Here is a 23,873-nt window from a genome sequence, read left to right as displayed (position 1 = left end):
GCCACCACCACCGGAACCCTGGAGTCGACCGTCCCGGTCGGCGCCTCGATGGCCGACGGGTCGCCGCTCGACTGGTCCGGCCCGCTGTCCGCCGGAGCAGTCGTCCTCGACGATCGGATCGCACCCTGCGCCTCGTGGTCGGGGATCGTCGCCTCAGGCGACGTCCTCACCATCGTCGACGTCGGCGGCAACCAGTCGGCCGACTGCCTGATCTTCGACGCGCTCGACCACGGCCGGCGCTACAGCGTGCCCGACACGATCGCCTGGCAGGGCAACGCCTACGTGCGGGAGGGCACCGTGCTGCGCTCCGGCGAGGGCGAGCCGCTGATGACGGTGACGGCGAACGAGATCGACCGCCAGGACACCATCGGGGGCGCCTGCTCCAAGGAGTCGAACACGCTCCGCTACGGCTACCACACGCACTTCCAGCACGGCTGCCGCGAGAACTTCCTGGCGGAGGGCGCCAAGCGCGGCCTCGGCGCCCGCGACCTGGTGTCGAACCTGAACTGGTTCATGAACGTCCCCGTCGAGCAGGACGGCACCCTCGGCATCGTCGACGGGATCAGCGCGCCGGGCCGCCGCGTCGCGGTCCGCGCCGAGCGCGACGTCCTCGTGGTCATCTCGAACTGCCCGCAGATGAACAACCCCTGCAACGACTTCAACCCGACTCCGCTCCGGATGATCGTCACGTCCGGCGGGGCCGCGCTGTGAGCGCCCGCTTCGACACCGTCCTGATCGCCAACCGCGGCGAGATCGCCCGGCGCGTCATCCGTTCCGCGCACGACCTCGGCCTGAAGGCCGTCGCCGTGTTCTCCGAGGCCGACCGGGCCGCCCCCCACGTCCGCGAGGCCGACGAGCGCGTGCTGCTCGGACCGGCGCCGGCGCGAGAGTCGTACCTGCGGATCGACGCGATCCTCGAGGCGGCGGAGCGCACCGGCGCGGGCGCCGTCCACCCGGGCTACGGGTTCCTCTCGGAGAACGTCGAGTTCGCCGGCGCCGTCGAGGGCGCGGGGCTGGCCTTCGTCGGCCCGACGCCCGAGCAGATCGTGTCGTTCGGGGCGAAGCACACCGCCAGGGCTCTGGCCGGCGAGGCCGGCGTGCCGATGCTGGCCGGGACGGGCCTGCTCGCAAGCGCCGACGAGGCGGTTTCCGAGGCGCTCAGCATCGGGCTGCCCGTCATGCTCAAGGCGACCGGCGGCGGCGGCGGGATCGGCATGCAGGCCTGCGCGACCGTCGACGAGGTGCGGGAGGCCTACCTCGGCGTGGCGCGGCTCGCCGAGAAGAACTTCGGCTCGGCCGGGGTCTTCCTCGAGCGCCTCGTGCGCCCCGCCCGGCACGTCGAGGTCCAGCTGTTCGGCGACGGCGAGGGCCGTGTCGCCGTGTTCGGCGATCGCGACTGCTCGCTCCAGCGCCGCAACCAGAAGGTCATCGAGGAGGCTCCGGCACCGGCCCTGCCAGGCCACGTGCGCGAGCTGCTGCACTCGTCGGCGCGATCGCTGGCCGAGAGCGTGGGGTACCGCTCTGCGGGCACGGTGGAGTTCGTCTACGACCCGGTCCGCGAGGAGGCGTCCTTCCTGGAGGTCAACACCCGGCTGCAGGTCGAGCACCCGGTGACCGAGGAGGTCTACGGGGTCGACCTCGTCGCCCTCATGCTCCGACTCGCGCGCGACGGCTCCGCCGGCATCGACGACGCAGTGTTCGACGTCGCCGCCGAAGCGCGTGGACACGCCGTCGAGGCGCGCGTCTACGCGGAGGACCCGGCGAAGAAGAGCCGCCCGAGCTCGGGCCTCGTCACCCGCGCGGCCTTTCCGGGAGACGGCTCCCCCGCTCTCGACGGAGTCCGCGTCGACGGCTGGATCGAGACCGGGCTCGAGGTGTCGCCCTTCTACGACCCGATGCTCGCGAAGGTCATCGCGTCGGCGCCGAGCCGCGACGGCGCGCTCGACCTGCTGCGCGAGGGCCTCGAGTCGTCTCGCGTCGATGGCGTGGTGACCAATCTCGCGTTCCTGCGCTCCCTCACCGACGACGTCGAGCTGCGCGGTGCCGTGCACTCGACCTCGACGCTCGACGAGACGCACGACCCGGACGCCCGCATCGACGTCGTCTCGCCCGGTCTTCAGACGACGGTGCAGGATCTCCCCGGCCGCGTCGGCTACTGGCAGGTGGGGGTGCCTCCGTCGGGTCCCTTCGACCCGGTGTCGTTCGCCGAGGCGAACCTCGCGGTCGGCAACCCGGAGGGCGCGCCGGCGCTCGAGGTGACCGCCACCGGACCCACGCTGACCTTCTCGACGCCGAGCGTCGTCGCCGTCACCGGGGCGCTCGCGACCATCGAGGTCGACGGCGTTCCCGTAGCGCAGTGGGAGCCGTTCGACGTCGGAGCCGGGCAGACCGTGTCGGTCGGCACGGCCGCTGGGCCCGGCCTCCGTCTCTACCTGGCGGTCCGGGGCGGCATCGACGTGCCGCCGTACCTCGGCAGCGCCTCCACGTTCACCCTCGGCGGCTTCGGCGGCCACGCGGGGCGAGCACTGCTCGCCGGCGACGTCTTGCGCACGGGCTCGCCCGACTCCGAGGCCGACCACCCGGCCATCGTCGGCGACGAGCGGCTGACGCGGATCCCGGGGCCGACCCCGGCGCACCGTCGGCCCGCGCTCACGTCGAGCTGGCAGATCGGCGTCACGGAGGGGCCGCACGCGGCGCCCGACTTCTTCACGCGCGCCGACCTCGACGCCTTCTACGCGACCGACTACGGCGTGCATCACAACTCGGCGCGCACGGGGGTGCGTCTCATCGGGCCCCGCCCCGGCTGGGCCCGCGAGGACGGCGGCGAGGCCGGACTGCACCCGTCGAACATCCACGACACCGCCTACGCCGTCGGCGCCGTCGACTTCACGGGAGACACGCCGATCATCCTGGGCCCCGACGGGCCGAGCCTCGGCGGCTTCGTCTGCCCTGCCGTCGTCGCGAGCGGCGAGCTCTGGAAGGTCGGCCAGCTCCGCCCGGGCGACACCGTCCGGTTCGTGCCGGTGAGAGAAGGCGACGCCGCGGCGCTCGTCGACCACCGGGCGTCGCTCACCCTGCTGACCTCCGGCGGCGACGGCGACGACGGGGTGCTCGCACGGCGCGACGCGTCGGCCGATGCGCCGAGCGTCACCTACCGACGCGACGGCGACGACAACGTGCTGGTCGAGTACGGCGACATGACGCTCGACATCGGTCTCAGGATGCGCGTGCACGCTCTCCAGGAGCGGCTGGCGGAGGCCGGGGTGGCCGGCGTCGTCGACGTCACCCCCGGTATCCGGTCGCTGCAGGTCCACACGGACGCCCGCACGCTGAGGGCCTCCGACATGGCGAGGATCCTGCAGGAGCTCGAGACGGAGATCCCGCCGACCGGCGAGCTCGTGGTTCCGTCGCGCACCGTGCGGCTGCCCCTGTCGTGGGACGACCCGGCGACGCGCCTCGCGATCGAGCGCTACATGGCCGGCGTCCGGAGCGACGCCCCGTGGACCCCGTGGAACATCGAGTTCATCCGCCGCATCAACGGCCTCGAGACGGTCGACGACGTGTTCCGCACCGTCTTCGACGCCAGCTACCTCGTGCTCGGCCTCGGCGACGTGTACCTCGGCGCGCCGGTCGCGACGCCGCTCGATCCACGGCACCGGCTCGTCACCACGAAGTACAACCCGGCCCGCACCTGGACCGCCGAGAACTCCGTCGGCATCGGCGGGGCGTACCTCTGCATCTACGGCATGGAGGGCCCGGGCGGCTACCAGTTCGTCGGGCGCACCACGCAGATCTGGAACCGGTTCCGCAAGGGCGGCCTGTTTCAGGACGACCCCTGGGCGCTCCGCTTCTTCGACCGCCTCGAGTGGTACCCCGTCTCGGCCGACGAGCTCCTCGAGCTCCGCGCCGAGACGGACGCCGGGCGCGGTGTCGTCGACACGACCGACGGCGAGTTCTCGATCGCGTCGTACCAGCGGTTCCTCGACGACAACGCCGGGTCGATCGCCGACTTCCGTGCCGTACAGGCGGCGGCGTTCGACGCCGAGAAGGAGCGCTGGCGGGTCTCTGGCGAGTTCGACGTGCGCGACGAGCCACCCGTTCCCGCGACCGACGAGGTCGTCCTGCCCGAGGGAGCGACGGGGGTGTCGGCGCCCTTCCTGTCGACGATCTGGCAGGTGAACGTCGAGAAGGGGGCGATCGTCGAGAAGGGCGACCGCATCCTGGCCGTGGAGGCGATGAAGATGGAGTCGGTGATCGAAGCACCCGTGTCGGGGCGGATCCTCGAGGTGTACGCGAGCACCGGTGATCAGGTGTCGCCCGGCCAGGTGCTGGTGTCCATCGAGCACGGCTCGAACGGAGCCGCGTCGTGAGCGCCGTGGCGCGCGTCGAGGCGGCGTTCGCCCGAATCGCCGAGGCCGATCGGCCCGAGGTCTTCATCAGCCTGCGCTCTCGCGACGAGGCCCTGGTCGAGGCCCGCGCACTCGACGAGCGGGCGTCGGCCGGCGAGCATCTTCCCCTCCACGGCCTGGTCGCCGCGGTCAAGGACAACATCGACGTCGCGGGGCTGCCGACGACAGCGGGCTCCGCCGCCTACTCGTACGAGCCCTCGCAGGATTCGACGGCCGTCGCCCGGCTCCGCGCCCTGGGCGCGCTCGTGCTCGGCAAGACCAACCTCGACCAGTTCGCGACCGGCCTCGTCGGCACGCGGAGCCCCTACGGCGCCGTCCGCAACGCGTGGGATGCCTCGCGCATCTCGGGCGGCTCCTCGTCGGGATCGGCCGTGGCCGTGGCGCTCGGCATCGTCGACCTGGCGTTCGGCACCGACACGGCAGGATCAGGCCGGGTCCCCGCCGCGCTCAACGGGATCGTCGGCGTGAAGGCCACTCGCGGCCTCCTCCCGACCACCGGCTCCGTGCCGGCGTGCCGCTCGATCGACTGCGTCACGGTGTTCGCCCGCGACCTGGGGCTCGCCCGGACGGCCGTCGAGCTGCTCTCCGGCGCCGACGGCCTCGACCCGCTGTCCCGCGACGACCGGCCGACCGAGATCGTCCTGCCGGCTCGCCCCCGCGTCGCCGTCCCCGCGCCCGTGCACCTCGACGGGCTCGCCCCCGGCTGGGCAGACGCCTTCGCGCGCAGCGTCGCGGCCCTCGCGGCCACCGGCGTGGACATCGTCGAGGTCGACATCACCCCGCTCCTCGAAGCGGCGACCCTCCTCTACGGCGGAGCCTTCGTGGCCGAGCGCTACGCCGCGGTCGGCGACTTCGTCGACGGGCACCGCGACCTCATCGGAACCGACCTCGACCCGACCGTCGCGTCCATCGTGCTGGCGGGTGCAGAGCCGAGCGCCGTCGACCTCTTCCGCGACCGGGAGACGCTGGAGAGGCTCGGCCAGACGGGGCTCGCCGCCCTCGACGGCTGCGATGCGCTCCTCACCCCGACGACGACCTGGCATCCGACCCTCGCCGAGGTGGCCGCCGACCCGGTCGGCGCCAACTCGCGCATGGGGCGCTTCACGAACTTCGCCAACCTGCTCGACCTCGCGTCTCTGGCGGTGCCCGCCGGCTTCGTCGACGGCCTCCCCTTCGGCGTGATGCTGACCGGGCCCGCGTTCTCGGATCGCGCGCTTGCGGGGCTGGCCACGCGCATCCTGCACCCCCGCATCGACCTGCTCGTCGTCGGGAGGCACCTGCGCGGGCAGCCGCTCGAGCGGCAGCTCGTCGTCGCCGGAGGGACGTTCTCGCGAGCCGTCCGGACCGCCGCCTCGTACCGTCTCCACGCGCTGGCCACCACGCCGCCGAAACCCGGACTCGTGGCCGTCTCGGCGGGCGGCGCGCCTATCGCCGGCGAGGTCTGGTCGCTGCCGGCGGCAGGATTCGCGACGTTCGTCGCCGCGCTGCCCGCGCCCATGACGATCGGAGCCGTGACGCTCGAGGACGGCGCCGTCGTGCGCGGCTTCCTCTGCGAGCCGGCCGCCCTCGACGGCGCTCGCGACATCACGCGCTTCGGCGGGTGGAGGACCTACCTGGCGGACGCAGCCCTCGTCGAGTCCGCCCAGTCGGCGTCGGCAGAATAGGTCGCATGAGCACACGTCCCGCCAAGGTCGGCCGCCCGCGCGCCGTCTCCGACGCGGCGCCCGAGACCTCGGCCCGCGACCAGATCCTGACCGCAGCCGCCGCCCTGTTCGTCGACCAGGGCTTCGGCCAGACCTCGACCCGCGCGATCGCCGAGGCCGTCGGGATCCGCCAGGCATCGCTCTACTACCACTTCGCGGGCAAGGACGAGATCCTCGTCGAGCTGCTCGAGACCTCGGTCCGGCCCAGCGTCGACGTGGCCGAGCGGTTCGCGGCGGATGTGGGCGACGACGCCACCCGGGCGGCGGCCACGCTCTTCGCGCTGGCGCACGTCGACGTCGGCACGCTCTCGTCGACTCCGCACAACATCGGCACGCTCTACCTCCTCCCGGAGGTGCAGGATGCCCGCTACGACGAGTTCCGCGGCGAGCGCGATCGTCTGCAAGGCGTCTACGGGAGGCTCGGCGCCCTGGCCTCGCCTCTCGCGATCCCGGAGCCTCTGATCGGCTCGCTCCTCATCCAGATGGTCGAGGTCGTGATCCAGCTCCGCCGTCAGGGGGTGGCACCGGAGTCGATCGACCGCCGCGCGATCGCGACGTCGTGCCTGCGGATGCTTGGCCTCGGCGACGACGACGTCCGCGCTGCCGCATCGACGGGCGCCCTCCTCCTGCCCCGCCCCTGAAGCGCCGGACCGCGACGACGACCGCCATTCGGCCGGTCGCAAAACGAGCCCGCCCTCCGGCTTCCCTCTGGAGCCACTTCACCCCCGCGTGAATTCACGCCCAGGGAAAGCCTCCCGAGTGACTTTCCCTGGGCGTGAATTCACGCGCAGGGAAAGCGGCTGGAAACGGGAACCCGGTTGCCAGCGCGGGGCGGTCAGGTGATGATCGCGGCGGTCGAGCCGGCGTTCGCTCCCGAGGTCGACGAGGCGCGGTGCTGCTCGATAGACGAGCGGACGGCGCGGGCGACGTCGGCGTCGCGGAACGGCTTGAGCACGTGGCGGTCGACGGGGCCTGCCACGCGGCGGAGCACGCCGGTCGCGTCGCAGATGCCGATCAGCGCCTGCGCGCTCTCGTCGGCCTTGACCTCGCCGGCGAGCACGACGCGGATCATCTCGAACGCGGTGCGACCCGCCTCGCCCGTGGTCGCCGGGTAGCGCTTCGAGGGGAAGATGCCGAGCACGCGCTTCTCCTGCAGCGACACGTCGCCGCGACGTAAGAGCAGCCCGATGACGTCGTCCTGCACCTCACGGCGCTCGAAGCGCGACACCCACCGCGCCACGGAGCGGTGCTTCGGGTCGGCCTGGACAGCGGCGAGCGCCCGGTGGAGCACGGCGTCGCCGAGCGGCCGGGGGTCCATCAGCTGGAGCTTGCCGCGGTCGTCCCACGAGATCCGGCGCTCGATGAGCAGGTCGGCGACGACGGCTCCGGCCACCCCCGCGGCATAGGCGATCTGGTCGACCAGGAGCTTGCCGGTCTGCGGATCGCGGGCGAGCAGTGCGAAGTCGGTCGTCGTCCCCATGGGGCGAGCCTAGGGGACGGTGCGTATTGCGCCGGGTGAAACGTCGCCGTCACAGAGCGGACTGCGGCGTAATCGAGCTTTAACTGGCGCGACGCCGGCGGCTGTCGCGCCGCCGGCCGCCGCTGCCGCGAGTAGCCCCGATCTGGGCTTCTCGACCGCCGGGTCGCCCCGATTAGGGCAACTCGCGCGACACGGGAGGCGGTGACGACGGGAAGCGGCGGCGACGACAGGCGCTGGGGCGGGGCGACGGCGCGCTCAGGCTGCTGGGACGAAGCGGCGGAGGCGGGCTGCGAGTTCCTGCGCCTCCGTCAATTGGCTCTTCGTCACCCGCAGGGTGCGCCAGTTGTCGGCCGCGAACCGTTCTCGGCGCTCGATGTCGTTCTCGAAGGTCGCGCGGTCGACGCGATGCCCGTCACCCTCGTACTCGATCGCCACCTTCTCACGCGGATACGCCATGTCTGGGCGGCCGAGATAGGTGCCATCCGCCGCGAACTGCTTCTCGTTTAGCTCATCGGGCTCGCGGCAGCCCGCCCTGAGGACGAGCAGGCGCAGCCGGGTCTCCTGCGGCGACCACACCTTCGGCCTCGACAAGGCGAGAGCATCGGCCAGCGTGCGGCAGCCCCGCCGCCCCGCCGCTGACTCGACGGCGGACTCCAGGAGCTCCCGCGGCAGGAACTGCGCCAGCCCGTGCGGCGACCACCGGTCTTGAAGCGCGTCGGCCATGGCGACCACATCGTCGAGCGCCCACCGCTCGGCGCACTGGATCCACGCGCGCGTCGGCAGCACGACGGGGAGGCCCTCCACTGTCGCGAGAGGGAGCCCCGGCGCCGTGTGGCCGACCACATCCGGTCTCCTCGGCGCACGGTGTTCTCCTGTGGCGACCACGTGGAGATCGGCCCGGCTCGCCACCCATCCCGGCGGCCCGGGGAGTCCCCACAGCAGGGCGGCGGTCTGATGGCTGAACGCCTGCCCCGGCAAGAGGAGGGGTGCGTACTCGACGCAGCGTCCGACGACGTCCTGGGGCTCGGCGTTCGTCGAACGGAGACCACGATGCGGATGCCGCAGGCCTACGGCGCGGAGACGTTCAGGAGGGATGCCCTGGTCGAGTGCGTCCGACACGCGGAAGACGCCGTGCCCGAGCGAGAACGGAGGCTGGTTTTTCTGCATGCCGTCAGCGTGCCTCCGGGTGGGCGCTCGCCGCTCGCGCCCTCCACAGCCCTGGCGGCCTTATCCACAGGCCGTCGAAACCTACCGCCGCCACGCGCTGGTCTCCGTTGCCCAGAACGGGGCAACTCACCGCCGCACAAGCCCAGATCTGAGCAACTCGGCGAGAACCCCGGAACGGGGCAACTCACCGCCGCACAAGCCCAGATCTGAGCAACTCGGCGAGAACCCCGGAACGGGGCGACTCACCGCCGCACAAGCCCAAGTCTGGGCAACTCGGCGAGAACCCCGGAACGGGGCAACTCACCGCCGCACAAGCCCAGATCTCGGCAACTCGGCGAGCACCCCGGAACGGGGCAAACCGACGACGCGAACGCCCAGGTCTGGGCAAGTGGGCGGGGGCGGGGGCGGCGGACGGCCCGGGGACGGCGACGGAGCCGCTAGTTCGCGACGAAGCTGCGCAGCGCGGCGACGACGAGGTCGTGGTCGACGACGTCCTTCAGGCCCGAGGCCGTGATGGTGCCGACCACCTGCCCGCCGACCACGAGGGGGAATGCCCCGCCTGACACGGCGTAGGTGTCGTCGACGAGGAGCGGAGTTCCTGCGCCCTCGTCGTTCAGGCGGGTGAGGAGCGACGGCTGCGAGTCGCGGACGGCGACGGCCGCCTTGCGGCGCAGCCACGAGTCGGTGTCGGGCGAGACGCCGCCCTGCGCGCTCTTGTAGACGACGTGGTCGCCGAGCACGACCTGGATGGCGAGCGCGTACCCGTTCTCGCGGACGAGCTCGGCGGCGAGCGACCCGAGGGTGTACGCATCGCTCTGGTCGAACGAGTCGAACCGCAGCTCGTCGAGCTGGGCCTGCACGTCGGAGGGGGTGAACTCAGGAAGGGTCTCGGTCGTCATGCGCCCAAGTCTGTCAGGCGATACGGGCGCAGGAACTCGAGGTGCTCGCGATCCCCGGCGAGTAGCGTCGAGCGCATGCCCTCACTCACCGATACGTTCACCCTCTCCAACGACGTCGAGATCCCGAAGATCGGCTTCGGCACCTGGCAGATCCCCGACGGCCCCGACGCCTACGACTCGGTCGCCGCCGCGCTGAAGGCCGGCTACCGCCACATCGACACCGCCCGCGCCTACGGCAACGAGGCGAGCGTCGCCCGCGCTATCCGCGACAGCGGCATCCCGCGCGACGAGATCTTCGTCACCACGAAGCTGCCCGCCGAGATCAAGGACCACGACGAGGCCCTCGCCAGCTTCGAGACGACGATGTCGGCGCTCGAGATGGACTACGTCGACCTCTACCTGATCCACGCACCCTGGCCCTGGACCGACATGGGCAGCGACCACCGCACCGGAAACCAGGCCGTGTGGAAGGCCCTCGAGGGCATCCACGCCTCCGGCCGCGCCCGCTCGATCGGCATCTCGAACTTCACCGTCGACGACATCGAGTCGCTGATGGAGACCGCGACGGTCACGCCGCACGTCAACCAGATCCGCTGGTACGTCGGCTACACGCAGGACGAGACGACTGCCTACTGCCAGCAGAAGGGGATCCTCGTCGAGGGCTACTCGCCGCTCGCGACCGGCGCGATCCTCGACAGCGCCGACCTCGCGGGCATCGCCGCCAAGTACGGCAAGTCGGTGGCGCAGCTCTGCATCCGCTACCTGCTCGAGAAGGACGTGCTGCCGCTGCCGAAGACGACCAGCGCCAAGCGGGCGGCCGAGAACGCCGACGTCGACTTCGAGATCTCGGCCGACGACCTCGCCGCCCTCGACGCGCTGACCGACCCGACGGCCTAGCCGACCCGACGGCCTAGCCGACCCGACGGCCTGGCGGGCCCGCCGACCTGACGGGCCCGCCGGCCCGACTGCCGCCTACGACCCGGCGATCGCGGCGGTCACGCCGGCGACGTAGCGCTCCAGCTGCTCGCCCGACGGGTCGTGCGTGGGGTTCACCTCGGTGAGGCTCAGCGCTCGCAGGTTCGGGGCCGACAGCAGGAACTGCACGACGTCGAGCGCACCCGCCAGCGTCTGCCCCGTGCCGTAGTGCGGGAAGTCGGCGAGCGGCAGGTCGGCGGAGTCCACCGCGTCGACGTCGAAGTGCACGACGAGCCCTTCGAACACGTCGAGGCGGGTGCGCGCCGAGCCGGCGGCCTCCATCGGCACCTCGCGCAGGTGGTCGTCGCTGAAGTGGAGCACCTCGCGGTCGTCGGTGAGGACGTCGTCGTCGAACGAGTCGGGGTCGTCCTGGTTGTAGCCGAGCAGGACGATCTGGTCCTCCTCGAGCGGCGGCCACGACGGCCCCAGGCGGCCGAGCGGCGAGTCGACGATGCCGAGCAGGTGCGACACGACCGTCGAGTCGAGGATGCCGTTGCCGCGCACGCCGGGCACGGAGAGGTCGGCGTCGCCGTCGACGTAGGCGACGCCCACCTCGGCCTGGACGCGCTGGACGCCGGCCACGACACCGAGGGTGACGGTGCAGTCGCCGCCGATCACGACGGGGATGCGGCCGTCGCGGACGATGCGCTCGACCTCGTCGGCGACCTGCCCCGCGACCTCGATCGCGGCGGCGATGTTGCGCGCGCCGCCGACGGGGTCGGGATCGGCCCGGAACACCGAGCCCGCCACGTCGCCCGCGTCGATCACATCGGCTCCGGCCTCGCGGAGCCGGTCGACGAAGCCGAAGTCGCGCAGGGCCTTCGGCCCGAGCTCCTGCCCCGCGTGGTGGGCCCCCGCGCTCGAAGGGACACCGAGGACTTCGTACGCTCGCGCTTCGCTCATGCCTCGAGCGTGCCATGTCGGCGACGGGTGTGCCCGATATGCACGGGGAGCGTGCAGTTCCTGCGCCCCCTACAGCACCCGGGCGGCCTCCTCGATGGCGGCCGGGCGCCGCTGGATCTCGGCGATGCGGGCGATGTCGAACTTGCCGGAGCGATCGAACGCGTAGAGGCCGTTCTGCTCCTGGAACACGTCGGTGAGCTGCGTGTAGCAGTAGCCGAACATGTCGGCGTTGCCGAGCAGCGTCGTGACCAGCCCCTCGAAGCGCTCGTAGAACTCCTCGGCGGTGCGGACTCGCTCGCCGTACCCCCACGACGTCGTGCCCGACTGCGGGGCGGCGTCGGTCGCCGCGGCGGTCTCGGCGTTCCACCAGATGCCGCCGAACTCGCTGCAGAAGTAGGGCTGGCCGTTGTAGGGGACGCTCCACGGCTGAACGTCGTGCTGCTGGAGGTCGCGGTCGTCCTCGGTGTTGAGGAAGGCCGTCTTCGAGCCCACGTCGAGCAGGCCCATCGTCTCGCGGAAGGTGGCCGGCACCTGGTCGTAGTTGTGGCTGTCGTAGATGTCGGTCTCGAACACGCGATGCGAGTAGCCGGAGGTGTCGAGCACGGGACGCGTGGTGTCCATGGCCTTGGTGGCGAGGAACATGCCGTGCATGACGTCGTCGAGCACGGTGATGCGGTCGGAGATGTGCTGGCGCGTCTCGTTGAGCGGGCACCAGCCGATGATCGCCGGGTGCGAGTAGTCGCGCTCGAGCGCCTCGAGCCACTGCGTCGTGTAGGTCGCGCCGGGCTGCTGGCGGTCATCGCTCGGGCCGGTCGTCTTGCAGCCCCAGTCGCCGAACTCGCCCCACACGAGGTAGCCCATGCGGTCGGCGTGGTAGAGGAAGCGCTCCTCGAACACCTTCTGGTGCAGGCGCGCCCCGTTGAAGCCGGCCTCCATCGAGAGGCGGATGTCGTCGATCAGCGCCTGTTCGCTCGGCGCCGTGAGGAGGCCGTCGGCGTAGAGGCCCTGGTCGAGCACGAGGCGCTGGAAGACGGTCTCGCCGTTGATCAGGACCGCCTGGCCGACGATCGAGACGCTGCGGAGTCCGGCGTAGCTGCCGATCGAGTCCACCACGTCGCCCTCGGCGCCGAGCAGCTCGATGCTCACGCCGTAGAGGAACGGGTCGCCGATCGACCACACGCGAACGCGGTCGGCGGGGACTGGCACGGTGACGCGGGGCGACAGGGTGAGATCGGCTCGGGCGTCGTGCACCGCGACCTCGCCGTCGTCGTCGGACAGGACGACGCGCACCCGGCCGCCGGCGAGCCCCGTCGACAGCGGCACCTCGACGGTGAAGGACTCGGAGCCGAGGTCGGGCGTGATGCGCGGCCGACCGATGGCGACCTGCGGCACCGGCTCGAGCCACACCGTCTGCCAGATGCCGGTGGTGCGGGTGTAGTCGGCGTCGTGGTTCCAGTACTCGGCCGACTGCTTGCCTCGGGCCTGCGGGGCGTCCTTGGAGTCGCGGGCCCGCACGGTGATGACGACCGTGTCGCCGGCCTTCGCGCCGGCACGGCTGGTGATGTCGGCCGTGAAGCTCGTGAAGCCGCCGCGATGCCGCGCGACCTCGGCGCCATCGACCCAGACCGTCGCGTCGTGGTCGACCGCGCCGAAGTGCAGGAGCACGCGGTCCCCGGCCCACTCCGCCGGGATATCCACCTCGCGGCGGTACCAGACGGCGTGGTGGAAGTCGTCGTCGCCGATCCCCGACAGGGGCGCCTCCGGGGCGAACGGCACTGTTATCTCGGCACGCAGGAACTGCGACGCGTCGGCGAGCCCCCGCTCGAACCCGGAGTCGCCCGGATCGAACTCGAACTGCCACTGGCCGTTGAGGTTCAGCCACCGCTCGCGCGTGAACTGGGGGCGGGGGTACTCCGGGCGCGGGATGGTCGCGGTCATGACGTCGTCCTCGAGGTCGTGGAACAGGTGATCCGCGTCCACGCTACAACGTTGTAATAGCCCGTCGCACCTTCCCTGCCCAGAAATTCAAGGAGAAATGTGCCTCGACCTTCGGCGGCATGCGGATCACTAGAGTGGGTCGGCGAAGATCTCCTTGAATTTCTGGAGACGGGCGGGCGGGGGCGGGGCGGGCGGGGGCGGGACGCCGCGTCAGGCCGGGACGAACAGCGTGATCGTGTCGACGACGAGGGCCGGCCTGTCGGAGCCCTCGATCTCGACCGTGACCCGATAGGCGAGCCGCACTCCCCCGGAGCCGGGCGTCACGCCGGTGATCTCGCCGACGGCCCGCACGCGCGACCCGACGACGACGGGCTGCACGAACCGCAGCCGATCGGCGCCGTAGTTGATGGCGGCCGAGACGCCGTCGACCCGCAGCAGCCCGTCGGCGAACGCGGGCAGCAGCGACAGCGTCAGGTACCCGTGGGCGATCGTCGCGCCGAACGGGCCGTCGGCCGCGCGCGCCGGATCGACGTGGATCCACTGCTGGTCGCCGGTCGCGTCGGCGAACGCCTGGATCCGCGCCTGGTCGATCACGATCCACTCCGACGGACCGAGCTCGGCACCCTCCGACCCCGCCAGATCGGCGGGTGCGGCGAAGACCGCGGCGCTCACGAGAGCGGCCCTCCCGCCACGTACAGCACCTGTCCCGACACGTAGCCGGCCTCCTCGGAGCAGAAGTAGGCGGCGGCCGCGGCGACGTCGTCGGGCTGGCCGACGCGGCGCACGGCGATCTGCTTCGCGGCCTCGGTCAGGAAGGTCTCGAGCGGCACCTTCATGCGCTCCGCGGTCTGCGCGATCATCGCCGTCTCGATGAACCCCGGTGCGATCGCGTTCACCGTGACGCCGAACGGGCCGAGCTCGATCGCGAGCGTCTTGGTGAACCCCTGCATCCCGGCCTTGGCCGCCGAGTAGTTGGCCTGCCCGCGGTTGCCGAGCGCCGACGACGACGACAGGTTCACGATGCGGCCCCAGCCCTGGTCGACCTGGTGCTTCTGCACCGCCCGGCTCATCAGGAAGGCCCCGCGGAGGTGCACGCCGAGCACGGCGTCCCAGTCGTCGACGCTCATCTTGAAGAGCAGGTTGTCACGCAGGATCCCGGCGTTGTTGACGAGAACGGTCGGCGCCCCGAGCTCGGCCTCCACGCGGCCCACCGCGCCCGCCACCGACTCCTCATCCGAGACGTCCGCTGCCACGCCGACGGCACGGCCCCCGGCCGCCGTGATCTCCGCCGCGGCGGCGTCGGCATCCTCCTGCCTCAGGTCGACGAGGGCGACGGCCATGCCGTCGCGGGCGAGGCGGCGGCCGACCGCGGCGCCGATGCCGCGGCCTCCCCCGGTGACGATGGCGATGCGCTGCTCGGGGTCGGTGCGCTGGTCGGTCATGGTGTTCCTCTCTGAAGTGCGGAAGTACTGAAGTGCTGAAGTACTGAAGTGCTGGAGTCCGGACGGGCCGGAGGTCGGAGGCTCTCCGGCGCCCGTCAGGGCGACGGGAAGACGATCAGCTGACGGAGCGCCTCGCCGTCGGCCAGCGAGTCCATCGCCTCGTTCAGGCCCGAGAGCGGGATGGTCGACGACACGAGCTTCTCGACGGGGAGGAGGCCCTTGCGCCATAGGTCGACGTAGACGGGGATGTCGCGCGACGGGACCGACGAGCCGAGGTAGCTGCCGACGACGGTGCGCGCCTCGGCCGTGAGCGTGAGCGGGGCGATCGTCGAGCGCGCGTCGGGCCTGGGCAGCCCGACGGTGACGGTGGTTCCGCCGGGCGCGGTGAGAGCGAACGCCGTCTCGAACGCGGCGGGGTGGCCCGCCGCCTCGATGACGACGGGAGCCCGGAGCCCCAGAGCGACGGCGTCGTCCGGCGACGCGACCTGCGCGGCGCCGAGGGCCGTCGCGAGTTCCAGCTTCGCAGGGACGGCGTCGATGCCGATGACCCGGTGCCCGGTCGCCTTCGCCACGAGGACGGCCGCCATTCCGACGCCGCCGAGGCCCACGACGACGACGTCCGCCCCGGGGTCGGGGCGCCCGGCGTTCAGGACCGCGCCACCGCCGGTGAGGACCGCGCAGCCGAGAAGGGCTGCGACCTCGGGCGGGACGTCCGGATCGACGCGGACCACCGAGGTCTCGCTCACGACCGCATGGGTGGCGAAGGCGGACACGCCGAGGTGATGGTGCACGGACACGCCGTCGCGGGTCAGCCGCGAACCACCGCCGACCAGCACGCCGTCGCCGTTGGCGCGGCTGCCGACGATGCACGGCAGGCGTCCATCTGTCTGACAGGCCTGGCACCTGCCGCACCGCGGCAGGAACGTCATGACGACGCGATCGCCGGGCGCCACGTCGGTGACACCGGCGCCGACGACCTCCACGATGCCGGCGGCCTCGTGGCCGAGCAGCATCGGCACCGGTCGCACACGGGCGCCGTCGACCACCGAGAGGTCGCTGTGGCAGACGCCCGCCGCCTCGATCCGCACCAGCATCTCGCCGGCCCCGGGCGGGTCGAGCTCGAGCATCGAGAGCGTGAGCGGGCGCGACCCGGCGAAGGGCCGGGCCGCATCGGTCCGCTCGAGCACGACGCCGTCGATCCTCACCGCGAGCTCCAGACCGGACGACCGCTCACGAGAGCCGCTCGATCACCATCGCCATGCCCTGGCCGCCGCCGACGCACATGGTCTCGAGGCCGAAGGTGGCGTCGCGAGTGCGGAGGCCGTTGAGCAGCGTCCCGGTGATGCGGGCGCCGGTCATGCCGAAGGGGTGGCCGACGGCGATCGATCCGCCGTGCACGTTCAGCCGCTCGACGTCGACGCCGAGTTCGCGCGCCGACGGGATCACCTGGGCGGCGAACGCCTCGTTGATCTCGACGAGGTCCATGTCGCCGATCGACATGCCGGCGCGAGCCAGCGCCTGGCGCGATGCCTCCACCGGGCCGAGCCCCATGATCTCGGGGCTGAGGCCGGTGACCCCGGTCGAGATGATCCGGGCGAGCGGCGTGATGCCGAGCTCGGCGGCGCGGGTGTCGCTCATGACCACGAGCGCCGCGGCTCCGTCGTTGAGCGGGCAGGCGTTTCCGGCCGTGACCGTGCCGTCCTCGCAGAAGACCGGCTTGAGGCCGGCCAGCGTCTCGGGCGTGACGCCCGGGCGCGGCCCGTCGTCCACGGTCATGACCGTGCCGTCGGCGAGCGGGTACGGGGTGATCTCGCGCGCCCAGAATCCGTCGACGATCGCCTGCTCGGCCCGGTTCTGGCTCAGGGCGGCGAACTCGTCCTGCTCGCGACGGCTGATCCCGAGCATCCCGGCGACGTTCTCGGCGGTCTCGCCCATCGAGATGTACGGGTCGGGCAGGGCGCCGCGGAGGCGCGGGTCGACCCAGTCGCCGCCGTCGGCGGGGGCGTGGAACTCGGGGAAGCGCGGGTTGCGGAGGTCGACCCCGGGGATATAGTCGCTCGAGCCGCGGGCCGCGCCCGACACGCTCTCGACGCCGGCCGAGATGAACACGTCGCCCTCGCCGGCCTTGATCGCGTGGAACGCCATGCGCGTGGACTGGAGGCTCGACGAGCAGTACCGGTTGACGGTCGTGCCGGGCAGGTGGTCGTAGCCGAGCGCCACGGCGACGATGCGGGCGATGTTCATGCCCTGCTCGCCGCCGGGCATGCCGCACCCCATCACGAGGTCGTCGATGGCGGCCGGGTCGAGTTCCGGCACCTTCGAGAGCACGTCGCGCACGATGAACGCCGCGAGATCGTCGGCGCGCTCGCCGCGGAGCGAGCCCTTCATGGCGCGGCCGATGGGCGTGCGGGAGACCGCGACGATGACTGCCTCGGTCATGAGACGAACGCGCTCGTGCCGGTGATGGCGCGGCCGACGATGAGGGAGTTCATCTCGCGGGTGCCCTCGAACGAGTAGATGGCCTCGGCGTCGGCGAAGCGGCGGGCCACCCCGTAGTCGAGGACGATGCCGTTGCCGCCCATCACCTCGCGGCACCAGGCGACCGTCTCGCGCATCCGCGACGTCGCGAACGACTTGGCCATCGACGCGTGCGCGTCGGTCTGGCGGTCGTGGTCGAGGAGGTCGGAGGTCTGCATGCAGAGGGCGATGGAGGCCGAGATGTTGCTCAGGCAGCGCGAGAGCAGGTCTTGCACGAGCTGGAACGACGACAGCTTCTTGCCGAACTGCTCGCGCTGCTTCACGTAGGCGACGGCCGCCTCGTAGGCGCCGATCGCATTGCCGATGGCCTGCCAGGCGACGTCGGCGCGAGTGAGGAGGAGCACCTTGGCGGTGTCGCGGAAGGAGTCGCCGCGCTGCAGCCGGCGCTCCTCGGGCACGATGACGTCGACCATCTCGATGTCGGCGTTCTGCACGATGCGGAGGCTCTGCTTGCGCTCGATCTTGGTCGCGGTGAAGCCGGGGGTGTCGGTCGTGACGAGGAAGCCCTTGACCTGGCCGTCGGCGGTGTCGCGGGCCCAGATCACGACGACGTCGGCGAAGGTGGCGTTGCCGATCCAGCGCTTCTGGCCGTTCAGGGTCCAGCTGTCGCCGTGGCGGGTCGCCGTGGTGCGGAGGCCGCCGGCCGAGTCGGAGCCGGACAGCGGCTCGGTGAGGCCGAAGGCGCCGATGGTCTCGCCGGTCGCCATCCTCGGCAGCCACTCGGCGCGCTGCTGAGGGCTGCCCGCGACGCCGATCGAGCCCATGGCGAGACCCGAGGTGACGCCGATGAAGGTCGACACGCTCGCGTCGATCCGGCCGGACTCGAGCGCCGCCCAGCCGCGGAACTTCGCGCTGTTCTCGAACTGGCGCGACTCCTCCCAGATCGGGCCGTAGGCGCCGAGAGCGGCCAGGGGCTTGATGACCTGGTGCGGGAACTCGGCCCGCTCCCAGAAGTCGTCGGCGATCGGGGCCACCTCGGTCTCGAGATAGTGGCGCAGCTCGTGGATGTTCTCGTTCTCGCGAGCGGTGAGGGCGTCCTGGGCGAAGTAGAAGTCGCTCGACAGGTAGGCGGTTTCAGGTGTTGTGAGGGTCACTGGTCAGCTCCGTTGCGTGGTGTGTGACTACCGGTTGCCTCCATCATGCATCGTTTTCGAAAATGTTGCACGGACTCCCCGGCAATGCCTAGAGTGCTCTCATGTCGACGCAGACCGCAGCCCCCGCCGCCGTGCCGGCGTCGTGGGCGGGCATCGTCGCGATCCGCGTGCCGTCCGAGCTCTCGGCCCGTCTCGCCGCCGGCACCCACTCCGACACGGTGCGCGCCTTCGTCCTTGCGCGCCGCACGTTCCTCGCCGGCGAGCGGGTCGACATGAACGTTCTGGCCGCCGGCCTCGGCGTCGACCGCACGTCGCTGTTCCGCTGGCTGGGCAACCGCGACGCCCTTCTGAGCGAGGTGCTGTGGTCGCTCGCCGAGCCGACGCTGACCCGCATCGAGAGGTCGACCGACGCCGTCGGGGCGGCACGCCTGACCCGCGTGCTGGGCGACTTCGTCGCCGCCCTGATCGAGGCGTCGTCCTTTCAGGGCTTCCTGACGCGCGAGCCCGCCCGGGCGCTGCGGGTCCTGACGACGAAGGAGAGCCAGGTGCAGCGCCGCTACCTGGCCTTCGTCGAGGCTCTGCTCGAGGCCGAGGTCGCCCGCGGCGCGATCCGCTTCTCTCTCCCGATCCACGACCTCGCGTACCTGCTCGTGCGGATCTCGGAGTCGTTCACGTACGCCGACCTGATCACGGGCGAGAAGCCCAGCGCCGAGCGGGCCCGCGCGGCGTTCGAATACGTTCTGAGGGACTCATGATCGACGGAACCCGCCCCTACCGCCTCGCCGTGGCGACCCGCTGGAACGACAACGACGTCTACGGCCACCTGAACAACACCGTGTACTACCAGGCGATGGACACCGCGATCAACACCTGGATGATCACGGTGGCGGGGCTCGATCCGCTGCACGGGCCCGCGCTCGGGTTCTGCGTCGCGTCGTCGTGCGAGTTCCAGGCGTCCGCGGGGTTTCCGGACGAGATCGCGGTCGAGCTATCGATCGCGAAGCTCGGCACCACGAGCGTGACCTGGGCACCCAGGATCCTGCGCGACCGCGACGACACGCAGCTCGCCGTCGGCACGTTCACCACCGTGTTCGTCGACCGGGAGACGACGCGACCCGTGCCGATCCCGACGGGGATCCGGCTCGCCATCGAGAGCGAGTTCGCCGTCCCCGCCGCCTGACCTCATCACACCCGCATCACCGAACGAAGGACGAACGATGACGTTCACCACCGCCCCCGCGACCACCGCCCCTGATGGCACCGCGGAGCTGCTCGACGGCCCCGGCCTCGGCACCCTGTCGATCGCCGCGATCCTCGCCGAGAGCGCCCGTCGCCACCACGACCGGCCGGCCCTGCTCTTCTCGGGCGGCACCACGACCTACAGCGAGCTGTGGGACCAGACGCGTGCCTACGCCGGGGCCCTTCGCGCGCGCGGCATCGGCCCGGGCGACCGCGTCGCCCTGATCGTGCCGAACGTGCCCGACTTCTGCCGCGCCTACTACGCCGTGCTCGCGTTGGGCGCGATCGTCGTGCCGGTGCACCTGCTGTTCAAGTCGGAGGAGATCGAGTACGTGCTGCGCGACTCGGGCGCCCTGCTCGCGATCGTCGCGGCGCCCCAGCTCGGCGAGGCGCTTCCCGCTGCGGCAGCCGCCGGCGTCCCCGTGGTGTCGGTGCTCCTCCCGGCCGACGCGCCGACGCCCGTTCCGGTAGCGCGGCTCGAGGTCGAGGCCGCCGCGGCCACGCCCATCGAGCGCTACGAGTCGGTCAACCCGCTCGCGGCGGCGACGATCCTCTACACGTCGGGCACGACCGGCCACCCCAAGGGCGCCGTCGGCTCGCACCTGGCGATGATCGAGCAGGTCAGCGCCGAGCTGATCGACTGCACCGACATGGCCAAGGAGGACGTCGTGTTCGGCGGCCTCCCGTTCTTCCACGCCTTCGGCCAGACGTCGGTGCTCAACACCGTGTTCCGGCGCGGCGCCGCGATCGTGCTGCTGCCGAAGTTCGACCCGGCCGCCGCGCTCACCCTGATGGCGGCGACGAGGACGACGATCTTCACGGCCGTGCCGACCATGTACATCGGCCTGCTCGCCGCCGCGGCAGCCGCGCCCGACGAGCCGCGCCCGCCGCTCCGCTACGCGGTGTCGGGCGGCTCGGCGCTGCCGGTGGCCGTGCTCGAGCGGTTCCAGGAGATGTTCGGCGCGCCCGTGCAGGAGGGCTACGGCCTCACCGAGACGAGCCCCGTGGCGACGGTGAACGACCTGGACGACCCGCGCGCGGGAACGATCGGCAAGCCCATCTGGGGCGTCGACGTCGAGATCGTGAAGCCCGATGTCGACGACCACGTCGAGTTCCTGCCCCGGGGCGAGATGGGCGAGATCGTCATCCGCGGGCACAACCTGATGAAGGGCTATCTGGGCAACCCCGAGGCGACCGACCAGGCGATGGTCGACGGCTGGTTCCACACCGGCGACCTGGGGTCGAAAGGCGAGGACGACGTGGTGACGATCGTCGACCGCAAGAAGGACATGATCGTGCGCAACGGCTACAACGTGTACCCGAGCGAGGTCGAGGACTGCCTGATGCGCCACCCCGGCGTGATGAACGCGGCGGTCTTCGGCGAGCCCGACGACGTGCACGGCCAGGAGGTGCACGCGGCAGTCGTCGCGCGGCCCGGCGAGGCGATCGACTGCGACGACGTCATCGCCTTCGTCAAGGAGCACCTGGCGGCGTACAAGTTCCCGCGCGTGGTGCACGTGGTCGAGTCGCTGCCGCTCGGGGCCAGCGGGAAGGTGCTGAAGCGGGAGCTCGTCACGCTGTTTGCGTGAGCGAGGACACCGACGCTCTTTGCGTGAGCGGGGGCGGCCGAAGCGCGAATAGGCTCGGAGCATGACCGATACACCCTCGTCCAGCCCCCGTCGCGCCCTCGTCCTCGGAGGGGGTGGCATCGCCGGCATCGCATGGCACCTCGGCGTCCTGACCGAGCTGCTCGCGGTCGACGTCGACGTCGACCACGCCGACCTCGTCGTCGGCACCAGCGCCGGCTCGGTGGCGGGGAGCATCCTGCGATTCGGCATGGCGCCGGCCGTCTTCGCCGCCCAGGCCGCCGCCGGCTCGGCCGTCACGACTCCCCCGGAGGGCGTCGACGCGCCCGGAGCCGACATGAGCGACTTCGGGCAGCAGGTGATGGACGTCGTGGCGGGTGCGACCAGCCAGCAGGAGGCCCGCGCCAAGCTCGGCCAGGCCGCGATCGCCTTCGCCCGGGGCGCCGAGTCGCCGCTGCTCGCTCAGCTCGGCAGTCAGTTCCCCGACGCGTTCGGCTGGCCGCCCGCGCCGCTCAGGGTGTGCGTGGTCCGTGCCGACACCGGCGAGTTCGAGGTGCTCGACTCGTCGAGCGGCGTGCCGCTCGCCCGTGCCGTGGCCGCCAGCTGCTCCGTGCCGCTCGTCTTCCCGCCCGTCGAGATCGGCGGCCACCCGTACGTCGACGGCGGTGCCTGCTCAGCGACCAACGCCGACGTCGCAGACGGCTTCGACCGGGTGCTCGTGCTCTCGTGCGGCACCGAAGACCCGGCCAACCCGCTCGGGCCCCAGCTCGACGAGGCCGTTGCCGGGCTGCGCGCGGCCGGCGCCGACGTGATGGTCATCACCGCCGACGAGGCCAGCCTCAAGGCCTTCGGCGGCAACTCGCTCGACGACTCGTCGCGCATCCCGTCGGCGCTCGCCGGCCGCACGCAGGCCGCGGGCATCGCCGGCGAGGTCGCGGCCTTCTGGTCGTGAGCCGCGAGGGCGAGGCGGCGCAGGAACTCGCCGTCCTCCTCCGCGCCACGGTCGACCGACTGACCGCCGCCGGCGCCCGCGACGAGGCGCTCGGCGCCGTCAAGGAGCCGCGCGGCTTCGGCCCGTTCAAGTCGAGCCCGGCGATCGCCCCGATCGGCCGAGCCTGGCGCCTCGGGAGCCTGCTGCTCGGCGCCGACGCGTCGCTGTTCTCGGTCGGCCGGATCACCCGCGCCACCGACACCGGCCGCCCGCAGGGGCTGTCGCTCGGCGTCGAGCAGCGCCGCGCCGAGCGGATCGCGGCGATGCGCGGCCACTTCGCCGACGGCGAGGTCGTCAACTTCGACTACGAGCCCGTCGACACCGGCGCCGCCGCCCTGACCGACGGCCGCGGCACCCTGCTGCTCGGCCCCGAGGGGAGCGTGCGTCTGCGGTGGAACTCCGCCGGCGACACCCGTGCGCTCGCCGCCTACCTCGACGAGCAGGTCGCGCTGCTGCTCGACGGCGTCTGGCCCGCCGACGACTGAGCGGCGCTACTTCTTCGCGCGGGAGGGCTGCACGCGGGGCGGCTCCCCCGGCATCTTGGGGAAGTCGGGCGGGAAGGGCAGTTCCTGCGCCCCGTCGCGCTCCCACCACTCGAGCAGCGGGGCGATCGAGCCGCCCGGAGTCTCGTGCATCGCCTGCCACGGGTCGCCGACGGTCTCGAGCCGCGAGGGCACCGACAGGACCGTGAACGACGCAGGATCCACGGCTCCGAGCTCCTCCCACGACACCGGCGTCGAGACGGTCGCCGAGGCCAGCGCCCGCGGGCTGTAGGCGCCGGCCATCGTCCGGTCGCGGTTCGCCTGGTTGTAGTCGACGAAGATGCGCTTGCCGCGCTCCTCCTTCCACCAGTGGGCGGTCACGGCGTCGGGCAGGCGCCGCTCGAGCTCGTGCGCGGCGGCGATGACGGCGTGGCGGACGTCGAGGAACTCGTGCTCCGGCGCGATCGGCGCGAAGATGTGGATGCCGCGGTTGCCCGACGTCTTGACGTACGCGGTCAGACCGACCTCGTCGAGCACGGCGCGCAGGGCGACGGCTGCGGCGATGGCGTCGGCGAAGTCGGTGCCCGGCTGCGGGTCGAGGTCGATGCGCATCTCGTCGGGGAAGTCGGGTGCGTCGGCGCGCGAGGCCCACGGGTGGAACACGACCGTGTTCATCTGCGCGGCCCACACGGCCGCGGCCGGCTCGTCGATCACGAGCTGCGGGTGCACGCGTCCGCTCGGGTAGGTGACGTCGGTGGCGCGCACGTAGTCGGGCGTGCCGCGGGGCGGGTTCTTCGAGAAGAACTGCTCGCCGTCGACGCCGCCCGGAAACCGCTGCAGCGAGATCGGCCGACCGCCGTTGGCTCGCACGAACGGCTCGCCGACGGTCACCAGGTAGTTCGCCAGGTCGAGCTTCGTGATGCCGAGCTCCGGCCACAGCACGCGCCCCGGACTCGAGACGCGCACCTCCCGCTCGCCGACCTGCACCATCACCGCGTCTGACGCCATGCCGTCACCGTACTGCTCC

21 protein-coding genes are annotated in these 23,873 nt (G+C 71.9%); 10 read left to right on the top strand and 11 right to left on the bottom strand.

Features of this window, described 5'->3' with window-relative positions; genetic code table 11:
* Positions 1–48 precede the first annotated feature (48 nt).
* Genes EDF46_RS18610 through EDF46_RS00720 form a run of 4 tightly spaced genes read left to right on the top strand, consistent with a single transcriptional unit; the run spans position 49 to position 6,753 of the window.
* Entirely contained in the window at positions 49–711 is a 663-nt protein-coding gene (locus tag EDF46_RS18610) for an urea amidolyase associated protein UAAP2 (RefSeq protein ID WP_233579836.1), read from the top strand.
* Complete coding sequence (gene uca / locus EDF46_RS00730; RefSeq protein WP_123504375.1) at positions 708–4,370, top strand: urea carboxylase; 3,663 nt, start codon at positions 708–710, stop codon at positions 4,368–4,370. The genes EDF46_RS18610 and uca overlap by 4 nt, the downstream gene beginning before the upstream one ends.
* Positions 4,367–6,073 carry an allophanate hydrolase gene (gene atzF, locus EDF46_RS00725; protein ID WP_123504374.1) on the top strand — a complete coding sequence of 569 codons (1,707 nt, stop codon included), beginning with the start codon at positions 4,367–4,369 and terminating at the stop codon, positions 6,071–6,073. Before uca ends, atzF begins: the two co-directional genes overlap by 4 nt.
* A 5-nt stretch (positions 6,074–6,078) precedes the next feature.
* Complete coding sequence (locus tag EDF46_RS00720) at positions 6,079–6,753, top strand: TetR/AcrR family transcriptional regulator (protein WP_123504373.1); 675 nt, start codon at positions 6,079–6,081, stop codon at positions 6,751–6,753.
* A gap of 194 nt (positions 6,754–6,947) precedes the next feature.
* Here EDF46_RS00720 and EDF46_RS00715 read toward each other — a convergent pair whose 3' ends face one another.
* The 3 genes from EDF46_RS00715 to EDF46_RS00705 form a co-directional block, all read right to left on the bottom strand.
* Entirely contained in the window at positions 6,948–7,592 is a 645-nt protein-coding gene (locus EDF46_RS00715) for a GPP34 family phosphoprotein (protein WP_123504372.1), read from the bottom strand.
* 255 nt (positions 7,593–7,847) lie between these two features.
* Positions 7,848–8,759 (bottom strand): hypothetical protein, encoded by a 912-nt coding sequence (locus EDF46_RS17915; RefSeq protein ID WP_148061109.1) that lies wholly within the window; start codon positions 8,757–8,759, stop codon positions 7,848–7,850.
* A gap of 437 nt (positions 8,760–9,196) precedes the next feature.
* Complete coding sequence (locus tag EDF46_RS00705; RefSeq protein ID WP_123504370.1) at positions 9,197–9,658, bottom strand: heme-binding protein; 462 nt, start codon at positions 9,656–9,658, stop codon at positions 9,197–9,199.
* Between the two features lie 75 nt (positions 9,659–9,733).
* Here EDF46_RS00705 and EDF46_RS00700 point away from each other — a divergent pair, with 75 nt between their 5' ends.
* Positions 9,734–10,555: an aldo/keto reductase gene (locus EDF46_RS00700; RefSeq protein WP_123504369.1), complete on the top strand. Its 822-nt coding sequence runs from the start codon at positions 9,734–9,736 to the stop codon at positions 10,553–10,555.
* A 75-nt stretch (positions 10,556–10,630) separates the two neighbouring features.
* Here EDF46_RS00700 and EDF46_RS00695 read toward each other — a convergent pair whose 3' ends face one another.
* The 7 genes from EDF46_RS00695 to EDF46_RS00665 form a co-directional block, all read right to left on the bottom strand.
* The gene (locus EDF46_RS00695; protein WP_123504368.1) at positions 10,631–11,536 is read right to left on the bottom strand and encodes an arginase family protein; all 906 of its coding nucleotides are present in this window, start codon (positions 11,534–11,536) and stop codon (positions 10,631–10,633) included.
* Between the two features lie 69 nt (positions 11,537–11,605).
* Entirely contained in the window at positions 11,606–13,474 is a 1,869-nt protein-coding gene (locus EDF46_RS00690; protein WP_123505132.1) for a glycoside hydrolase family 2 protein, read from the bottom strand.
* Positions 13,475–13,684: 210 nt separating this feature from the next.
* Positions 13,685–14,146 (bottom strand): MaoC family dehydratase, encoded by a 462-nt coding sequence (locus tag EDF46_RS00685; RefSeq protein WP_123504367.1) that lies wholly within the window; start codon positions 14,144–14,146, stop codon positions 13,685–13,687.
* On the bottom strand, positions 14,143–14,916 hold the full coding sequence (gene fabG / locus EDF46_RS00680; RefSeq protein WP_123504366.1) for a 3-oxoacyl-ACP reductase FabG: 774 nt from the start codon (positions 14,914–14,916) through the stop codon (positions 14,143–14,145). The genes EDF46_RS00685 and fabG overlap by 4 nt, the downstream gene beginning before the upstream one ends.
* 95 nt (positions 14,917–15,011) lie before the next feature.
* Positions 15,012–16,121 carry an alcohol dehydrogenase catalytic domain-containing protein gene (locus EDF46_RS00675; RefSeq protein WP_199738169.1) on the bottom strand — a complete coding sequence of 370 codons (1,110 nt, stop codon included), beginning with the start codon at positions 16,119–16,121 and terminating at the stop codon, positions 15,012–15,014.
* A gap of 25 nt (positions 16,122–16,146) precedes the next feature.
* Entirely contained in the window at positions 16,147–17,355 is a 1,209-nt protein-coding gene (locus EDF46_RS00670) for an acetyl-CoA C-acetyltransferase (protein WP_123504365.1), read from the bottom strand.
* Positions 17,352–18,548 (bottom strand): acyl-CoA dehydrogenase family protein, encoded by a 1,197-nt coding sequence (locus tag EDF46_RS00665; RefSeq protein ID WP_123504364.1) that lies wholly within the window; start codon positions 18,546–18,548, stop codon positions 17,352–17,354. Before EDF46_RS00665 ends, EDF46_RS00670 begins: the two co-directional genes overlap by 4 nt.
* A 101-nt stretch (positions 18,549–18,649) precedes the next feature.
* Here EDF46_RS00665 and EDF46_RS00660 point away from each other — a divergent pair, with 101 nt between their 5' ends.
* From EDF46_RS00660 to EDF46_RS00640, 5 genes are all read left to right on the top strand, one after another.
* Entirely contained in the window at positions 18,650–19,303 is a 654-nt protein-coding gene (locus EDF46_RS00660) for a QsdR family transcriptional regulator (RefSeq protein ID WP_158614123.1), read from the top strand.
* Positions 19,300–19,728 carry a thioesterase family protein gene (locus EDF46_RS00655; protein WP_123504363.1) on the top strand — a complete coding sequence of 143 codons (429 nt, stop codon included), beginning with the start codon at positions 19,300–19,302 and terminating at the stop codon, positions 19,726–19,728. The genes EDF46_RS00660 and EDF46_RS00655 overlap by 4 nt, the downstream gene beginning before the upstream one ends.
* A gap of 37 nt (positions 19,729–19,765) precedes the next feature.
* Positions 19,766–21,376: a long-chain fatty acid--CoA ligase gene (locus EDF46_RS00650; protein ID WP_123504362.1), complete on the top strand. Its 1,611-nt coding sequence runs from the start codon at positions 19,766–19,768 to the stop codon at positions 21,374–21,376.
* 61 nt (positions 21,377–21,437) lie between these two features.
* Positions 21,438–22,325: a patatin-like phospholipase family protein gene (locus EDF46_RS00645; RefSeq protein WP_123504361.1), complete on the top strand. Its 888-nt coding sequence runs from the start codon at positions 21,438–21,440 to the stop codon at positions 22,323–22,325.
* Positions 22,322–22,849: a hypothetical protein gene (locus EDF46_RS00640; protein WP_233579732.1), complete on the top strand. Its 528-nt coding sequence runs from the start codon at positions 22,322–22,324 to the stop codon at positions 22,847–22,849. The genes EDF46_RS00645 and EDF46_RS00640 overlap by 4 nt, the downstream gene beginning before the upstream one ends.
* Positions 22,850–22,855: 6 nt before the next feature.
* Here EDF46_RS00640 and ligD read toward each other — a convergent pair whose 3' ends face one another.
* Positions 22,856–23,854, bottom strand: a complete 999-nt coding sequence (ligD, locus tag EDF46_RS00635) for a non-homologous end-joining DNA ligase (protein WP_199738168.1) — start codon at positions 23,852–23,854, stop codon at positions 22,856–22,858.
* Between the last annotated feature and the right edge of the window lie 19 nt (positions 23,855–23,873).

This window comes from Frondihabitans sp. PhB188, assembly GCF_003752365.1.
GTDB lineage: Bacteria > Actinomycetota > Actinomycetes > Actinomycetales > Microbacteriaceae > Frondihabitans.
The sequence above is the reverse complement of the archived record's forward strand: the minus strand, read 5'-3'. Positions and strand labels throughout refer to the sequence as shown.